Below are 7,316 nucleotides of genomic sequence, written 5' to 3'. Positions count from 1 at the left end.
ATAACATATCAACCCCCCGATGAAAAAATTGTCTTTACTAAGTAGCAACCCTTTGTCTAGCTTTCATAATAATTGATGCTGTTTCTTTTTTTAAAGTTTCTTCTTGTTCTTCTAATTCTTGAAGACGACTCATCAAAACTTCTATCCTTTTTTCTGGAGATAATCTTTTGAGAAAGTCCACTGTAATAACATTAGACTCACCCTTCAACCAAGTCAAAAATCGCTGAAGTTTTTCTCGATTTTCTGCTTTAATTTTTGAATTGGAGAGCCGATTTTCAACAGATGCTTGTATGTCTGATGCAGAATATTCTTTCAAACCTGCGTTTGTTGAAACTGCTTTTAATCCTCGAATTAGCTCTCTAATAGAGTATTCAGAAAAACCAAAAGATTGAAGATGAAGTTTTGTTATTGTGTTTAAATTGCTAACCATTTTTACCTCCTTGATCTTGACCAAATTGTTTAAGAAGATCGCTAATATACTTGGCTTGTTCTTGAATTGTTGATCTTAATGTTGGAACTAATTGATTAGCATAAAAACTCTGAATCTTAGTTAATTGTTCCACTAAGCTACTAATTTGCTGTTTCTGTTGATTATTGATTCGTTTTTGAGCGCCCACTTCATAATTACGTCTTTTTAAATCTGGGCCAGCATAGCGAATCATACACAAAATAGCTTCTTCCTTTGTGTTTACATTTTCTTGAGAAGCATCAACTGCTCTTTTTACATCTGCTTGTGTCCAGTTAAATTCGTTAGCCAGTTGTTTGATTAATTCTTCTTTACTCGGCATAATGAGAACCTCTTTTAAAAATCAACAATTTTTGTCCCAATTGCTAAATTGCAACCCGGATGTAATAGCTTAAAATTTTCAGGTTTGTTAGCAGCAGATCCAAAATCTTTGAGTGGAAGAACATGATGTACAACAGCATCTTCAAACCGGAGTAATGTCTTACAAGCTGCACATAGACTTCCTTGAAGTTCAAATTGCTTACGTTTCCAAGTCTGACCTGAATTGGTTTTTATCCAGTTATTAAATTGTTTTCTGGGATCGATGACTGCTTTAGCTTTTTCTAATTGGCACTCGGTTTCTTGGCGAAGTTTTGCTTCTTGCTCAAGTAGAACAAAAAGTTCACTATATAACCGAGCTAAATTATCAGCCGAGTTTGTTTCCATACATTACTGGCTTTAGTTTAGGCTATAAACCAATTATAGTATAAAATGAATCTCTAATTGACGCAACCCAAAAATTAGTAACATTAATTTGTTATCAGAAACGATTAGAAACCGGGTTTCTGAGAGAAACCCGGTTTCTAAGGTTTAAAACGTTCCTGCTAACGCCTCAACACATCGTTCACAAATGGTGGGATCTTCTGTTGATTCCCCAACATGAACAGAATAATTCCAACAGCGATCGCATTTTTCCCCATCTGCTTTCACCACACCAATTCCCAAACCTTCTAACTGTTGACAATACTGTAACCCGTTTAAAACTTCAGCACTTTCTAACAGTTCAACCTGGGAACAAATAAATAGATAACGTAACTCATCAACCCCATTATTTTCTTTTAATTCTGTTGTTTTGGGATTCATTTGTTGCATCTGTTGACGCAAATTATCATCCGCTACATATAACAACACTTTTGCTTCTAAAGACGCGCCAATCATTTTGTCTTGACGGGCTTTTTCTAAGACTACATTAACCTCACTACGAATTTGTCGTAACTGTTGCCATAACGCCCCTAATTCTGGCTTCTCCCAGTGTTTTTCTAACGTGATCCAACCCGCTTCAAACACCGATTTATGGGGTGTAGAATAGGGGAGATTTTGCCAAATATCTTCCGCCATGTGACATAATACAGGAGCGATCGATGCAGCCAAATTTTCTAACGCCACCGCTAACACCGTTTGACAACTACGACGACGGAACGCAGCAGGGGCACTAATATACAAGCGATCTTTGGCAATATCCAAATAGAAATTCGACAAATCGACGACACAGAAATTCTGAATCACCTGGAAGAATCGGAAGAATTGATAACTTTCAAAGGCTTCTGTTACCTCCGTAAACACTTCCGTAATCCGGTGAAGCATATATTGATCTAAATCCGGTAACTCTTCGTATTTAACCGTATCTTTTACCGGATCAAAATCATGCAAATTCCCTAATAAAAATCGGGCAGTATTTCTAATTTTCCGGTAAACATCCGCCATTTGTTTGAGGATATTTTTCCCCAGAGGAACATCAGAGGAATAATCCACCGATGACACCCACAACCGCAGAATATCAGCCCCATAGGGAGGTTCCTGCTGTTGGTTTTTACCCCCTTCAATTACAATCGCTGGATCAACGACATTTCCCAAGGATTTACTCATTTTCATTCCCTTTTCATCGAGAACAAATCCATGAGTTAAAACCGTTTTATAAGGTGCATGACCATAATTAGCCACACTGGTTAATAAACTCGATTGAAACCAGCCCCGATGTTGATCAGACCCTTCTAAATACATATCCGCCGGATAATGTAATTCTGGGCGTTGATTCGCCACCGCCGCCCAAGAAGAACCGGAATCAAACCACACATCCATTGTGTCAGTTCCCTTGCGGTAAGTCTTACCATTATTACGGTATTCTTCGGGTAATAATTCCTCAACGGATAACTCCCACCACGCATCGGAACCTTTTTCAGCAATAATCTTTTGAACGTGATTAATGGTGCTTTCATTTAATAGTGGTTCGTTGGTTTCTTCCTCATAGAAAACCGGAATGGGAACCCCCCAACTCCGTTGTCGAGAGATACACCAATCACTGCGATCTGCGACCATAGAAGTAATGCGATTTTCTCCTTGGGCGGGAATCCATTGCACCTGAGAAATCGCTTTTAATGCGGCATCTCGGAACCCTTCAACAGATGCAAACCATTGTTCTGTAGCTCTAAAAATCGTGGGTTTTTTCGTGCGCCAATCATAGGGATATTTATGTTGATAAGGTTCTTCTTTTAACAAAGAATTAACTTCTATTAAAGCCTCAACAATGGCTCCATTTCCTTCTCCTAAAACATTCAATCCTTCAAATTTTCCGGCTTCAGAAGTAAAATTTCCGTGATCATCAACGGGAGATAAAATCGGTAAACCATATTTTTGACCGACCATATAGTCTTCTTGACCATGACCAGGAGCAGTATGAACTAATCCTGTACCGGATTCTGTAGTAATATAATCTCCCCCTAAAACAATCGGACTTTCCCGTTCAAATAACGGATGTTTGTAGGTACAATGTTCTAAATCCTTGCCTTTAAATGTGGCTTTAATCGTTAACGGATAACCGAAAGTTCCTGATAATTGTTCCGCTAAATCTTCCGCTACAATTAAATATTTAAACTGAATGGGTTTTTCAGTTTCCCCCACTTCGACAACGGCGTAATTTAAAGCGGGGTTAACTGCAACCGCTAAATTACCCGGAATTGTCCAGGGAGTTGTTGTCCAAATCGCAACTCCTAATTCTGATAAAAATGGGGCGAATAATTCCCGTAAAGGTTCAGCCACCGTTAACAGTTTAAATGCCGCAAATAAACTGCGAGAAACGTGACCTTCAGGATATTCTAATTCCGCTTCTGCTAAGGCAGTTTTAGAACTGGGGCTCCAGTGCACGGGTTTGCGTCCTCGGTAAATATATCCCTCTAAAACCATCTTTCCAAACACCGCAATTTGGGCGGCTTCATATTCCGGTTTTAAGGTTAAATAGGGATTTTCCCAGTCGCCCCAAACCCCATAGCGTTTAAAACTAGCTTTTTGTTGTTCAACGGTTTGTAAGGCGAAATCTCTCGCTTTATGACGCAAGGTTAACGGGGTTAATTGTTCACGTTCCCCCGCTTTCATGTTTTGTAAGACTTTCAATTCAATGGGTAAACCATGACAGTCCCACCCCGGAACATAACGAACTTTACGACCTTGTAAAATTTGATAGCGATTAATAATATCTTTGAGAATCTTATTCAGAGCATGACCAATATGTAGGGCTCCATTGGCGTAGGGGGGGCCATCATGTAAAATAAACAATTCACCCGGGTTATTTTGTGAGAGGCGCTGATAAATTTCCTGTTCAGCCCAAAATTGCTGGATTTCCGGTTCCCGCTTCACAGCATTTGCCCGCATATCAAACTGAGTTTGGGGCAAGTTGACGGTATCTTTATAGGATTTGTTTGCTTCTGTCACAGCCTTATCCTGAACGATTCTCGATAATGTATCCGTATTTTATCGTGACATTTCCCATCGTTGAATGGATCAAGTTAAAATCGTTCTCCCATTAATCGTTGTCGCATTCCTTCGGCGATTTTTTGACCGAGATATTCAGGAATCAAACTTTCATTGGGCCCTAAGAGATACAAAATTAATCGAGTTCGTCCCCGCCACACCAATAAATTAGCATTGACCACTAATAAATCTTCTTGCCAGATGGCATACATGACTTTGTAAAATAATCCGGGTTGGTTATCCGCTTCAATTAATAACGCCGGGAGGTGAAATACCGGGTCAACATAAAACTCGGTAGCGACATCTTCTAAACCGGCATCCAGGTTAAATTCTACGGCTAACATTTCTTCTACCTCAAAATGTCCCGCCAAAGCTTCTCGGACGGCCCGACAGACGTTTTCTGAGGTTTTCTCACTCAAGGCTTTACCCCCACGAGACAGCACCAATTTAATAAACACCAACATGGGGGGATAAATTTGGCCATACAAGCTGAGACTATGAATCGTGAGGCCATAGGCGGCTAAAACCCCAAAAATATCGCTGAGTAAAAATGACTGGTTACGATAGGCAAAATGCAGGGCGCTTTTGTTTCCATCCGGCTGAATGTCAATCACCGCTTGTTTGGTTTTATAAACTTGATAAGCCAGTTTCAAATTTTGAAGTTGAATTTCGCTACTGACAAATTGCTCATAAAACTGTGGAAACGCCCGGTTGAAGCGTTTTAGGAGTTCCAAAGTTGAGGATTTTAAGCCAGGAGCCATAATTCAGGTGAAGGTACGAGAGATATACTATCTAGTACGGTCATTCATCATCTATTACCATAACCACGCCTGCATGGGTTTTTGGAAAAACTTGTTTAGCAGTTCGGATTCCTCTTCCTCATTCTCCCAGATCGCGGAGTATGAGGCATACGAGGTTGGAGGCGAAGAGTTAGCAATTCTCAACTCTCGCCCGTCGTCATCGAGTAATAATGGTCGCATTTTTTTTAGCACAGATCGCGACATTGATTTATATGAATTGGAAGAGCTTTGCAGTGCAGTTGGTTGGTCTCGGCGACCCCTGCGTAAAGTAAAAAAAGCCATTCAGTATAGTTTCCTTGTCGTTTCCATGTGGCAAATTCGAGGCAACCAGCGACGGCTGATTGGTTTTGCTAGGGCTACATCCGATCATGCCTTTAATGCGACGCTCTGGGATGTGGTCGTTCACCCAGATTTCCAAAGTAAAGGTTTGGGTAAAGCCTTGATGAAATTTATCATCAAAAAACTCCGTAGCGATGATATCAGCAACATTACTCTATTTGCTGACCCTCATGTGGTGGATTTTTACCGTAATTTGGGGTTTATATCCGATCCAGAGGGGATTAAAGGAATGTTCTGGTATCCAGATTAGGCTGAGGGTGTCAGGTGCGAGGTCTCATCTCCGGTGTTAGGGAACAAGTGCTGGATCGGAAAAACAGCTTAAACCCAAAACCCGAAACCCGAAACCCGAAACCTGAAACCCAGCTTTATGATCAATTTTGCAATTTTTAATCCCATCTGTGCAATTTTAGGCTATACTAGGAAAAGATTTAACGGGATGTAGCGCAGCTTGGTAGCGCGCCTGCTTTGGGAGCAGGATGCCGCAGGTTCAAATCCTGTCATCCCGATTTTAACGAGACAGGCTAAAACCTCTGGTTCAGAGGAGATGTTGGCTTTGACACAGCCACCATTCACAATAACGGGGTTCTCTCCGTCGATTATTTTGAGCTTCAATTCCCTGTTGCGATATACGCTGAGGGCTTTGTATTTTAATTTTTGGAATTATACCATAGAGAAACAAGGAATAGGAAACAAAACAACCCCAGAACTACAACTGGGGTCTAGGGAAAATTAGAGATTAAGAATTATTGCAAATTGAAAAAAAATAAAAACTTTTGAACGATGCCTAAAAGCTGACTGTATCTTAAAAAAACCAGGGTTTAACCACTCACCCAGATTGAAGCCAATCCAATTGAAACAGGACTTGACAATGATTAATATTTTAACACCAGTTTCTCAAGGGGATGGGGTTGTTTTAAAAGCACCTTTATCGGGATATATTCTACCCATTGAACAAGTTCCAGATCCAGTATTTGCTCAAAAAATGGTAGGGGATGGAATTTCGATTGACCCGATCAGTAACGTTTTAATCGCTCCTTGTGATGGAGAAATTATACAAATTCATCCTTCCTATCATGCTCTGACTCTAAAAACTCCAGAAGGTTTAGAAGTTCTGATGCACATTGGTTTAAATACCGTTACATTACGGGGGGAAGGGTTTCAGCCGAAGGTTAAAATGGGCGATCGCATTCAAACAGGTGATCCGTTAATTGAATTTGATATTGATTATGTCGCCCTTAATGCGAAAAGTTTGCTGACTCAAATTGTGATTACAAATTCTGATCAAGTCGTCGATTTTAAAACCTATTCAGGCTATGCAATTGCAGGAGAAAATGTAATTTTAGAACTGAGTTTAATTCCAAAAGTTAGCGAAAATATCCCAACCTCAAATCAGATTATTACCTCAGATGAAATTACAATTCCGAATCCAACCGGATTACACGCCAGACCTTCAGCCGTATTAGCGAATTTAGCCAAAAAATATCAATCAAAAATTCGCTTAAAACGGGGGGATCAAGATGCAAATGTTAAGAGTGTTGTCGCGTTAATGGGGTTAGAAGTCAATCATGGAGATCGAGTGGTTTTGATAGCCCAAGGAGCGGATGCTGCTGCGGCTATTGCTGAACTTTGTGAGGCTATCCGTTCCGGTTTAGGAGAGGAGGGAACGCCCCCGATGGCGGCACCAGCCAGTATTGCCAAACTCGATATCGCGGCACCGCCCCCCCATCGCCGTTCTGATGATTCTAATCTTCTATTAGGGGTGGCTGCATCTTCTGGGGTGGCGGTGGGTTATACCTTCCGGGTACGGGAACAGGAGATTAAGGTCGTTGAACGGGGCGACAACCCGAATACAGAACGGCGGAAATTAGAAACAGCTATTGAACAAGCCAAATTAGAAGTAGAAGCGTTACGGGCGAAAATTCATGGTC

The 7,316-nt window shown here is 40.8% G+C and carries 7 protein-coding genes and 1 tRNA gene; 3 read left to right on the top strand and 5 right to left on the bottom strand.

The window, feature by feature from the left end; translation table 11 throughout:
• Window positions 1-37 precede the first annotated feature (37 nt).
• From ACKPEB_RS19300 to ACKPEB_RS19280, 5 genes are all read right to left on the bottom strand, one after another.
• Window positions 38-430 carry a hypothetical protein gene (locus tag ACKPEB_RS19300; protein WP_408966605.1) on the bottom strand — a complete coding sequence of 131 codons (393 nt, stop codon included), beginning with the start codon at window positions 428-430 and terminating at the stop codon, window positions 38-40.
• Complete coding sequence (locus ACKPEB_RS19295) at window positions 423-788, bottom strand: hypothetical protein (protein WP_408966604.1); 366 nt, start codon at window positions 786-788, stop codon at window positions 423-425. The genes ACKPEB_RS19300 and ACKPEB_RS19295 overlap by 8 nt, the downstream gene beginning before the upstream one ends.
• Window positions 789-802: 14 nt before the next feature.
• Window positions 803-1,171, bottom strand: a complete 369-nt coding sequence (locus ACKPEB_RS19290; protein WP_408966603.1) for an HNH endonuclease — start codon at window positions 1,169-1,171, stop codon at window positions 803-805.
• 144 nt (window positions 1,172-1,315) lie between these two features.
• The gene (gene ileS / locus ACKPEB_RS19285; RefSeq protein WP_408966602.1) at window positions 1,316-4,210 is read right to left on the bottom strand and encodes an isoleucine--tRNA ligase; all 2,895 of its coding nucleotides are present in this window, start codon (window positions 4,208-4,210) and stop codon (window positions 1,316-1,318) included.
• 74 nt (window positions 4,211-4,284) lie between these two features.
• Entirely contained in the window at window positions 4,285-5,010 is a 726-nt protein-coding gene (locus tag ACKPEB_RS19280) for a hypothetical protein (protein ID WP_408966601.1), read from the bottom strand.
• Between the two features lie 73 nt (window positions 5,011-5,083).
• Between ACKPEB_RS19280 and ACKPEB_RS19275 the strand changes: the two genes are divergently transcribed.
• From ACKPEB_RS19275 to ACKPEB_RS19265, 3 genes are all read left to right on the top strand, one after another.
• Window positions 5,084-5,638, top strand: a complete 555-nt coding sequence (locus ACKPEB_RS19275; protein ID WP_408966600.1) for a GNAT family N-acetyltransferase — start codon at window positions 5,084-5,086, stop codon at window positions 5,636-5,638.
• Between the two features lie 182 nt (window positions 5,639-5,820).
• A tRNA-Pro gene (locus ACKPEB_RS19270) sits at window positions 5,821-5,894 on the top strand.
• 362 nt (window positions 5,895-6,256) lie between these two features.
• On the top strand, window positions 6,257-7,316 hold a 1,060-nt coding region (locus ACKPEB_RS19265; RefSeq protein ID WP_408966599.1), incomplete at its 3' end, for a glucose PTS transporter subunit IIA.

Source organism: Planktothrix sp., from assembly GCF_046067725.1.
GTDB lineage: Bacteria > Cyanobacteriota > Cyanobacteriia > Cyanobacteriales > Microcoleaceae > Planktothrix.
The sequence above is the reverse complement of the archived record's forward strand: the minus strand, read 5'-3'. Positions and strand labels throughout refer to the sequence as shown.

Excerpts from the sequence above, each read along its gene's own strand:
- ACKPEB_RS19300 (WP_408966605.1), bottom strand. The coding sequence starts at position 430 with ATGGTTAGCAATTTAAACACAATAACAAAACTTCATCTTCAATCTTTT.
- ACKPEB_RS19295 (WP_408966604.1), bottom strand. The coding sequence starts at position 788 with ATGCCGAGTAAAGAAGAATTAATCAAACAACTGGCTAACGAATTTAAC.
- ACKPEB_RS19290 (WP_408966603.1), bottom strand. The coding sequence starts at position 1,171 with ATGGAAACAAACTCGGCTGATAATTTAGCTCGGTTATATAGTGAACTT.
- ACKPEB_RS19280 (WP_408966601.1), bottom strand. The coding sequence starts at position 5,010 with ATGGCTCCTGGCTTAAAATCCTCAACTTTGGAACTCCTAAAACGCTTC.
- ACKPEB_RS19275 (WP_408966600.1), top strand. The coding sequence starts at position 5,084 with ATGGGTTTTTGGAAAAACTTGTTTAGCAGTTCGGATTCCTCTTCCTCA.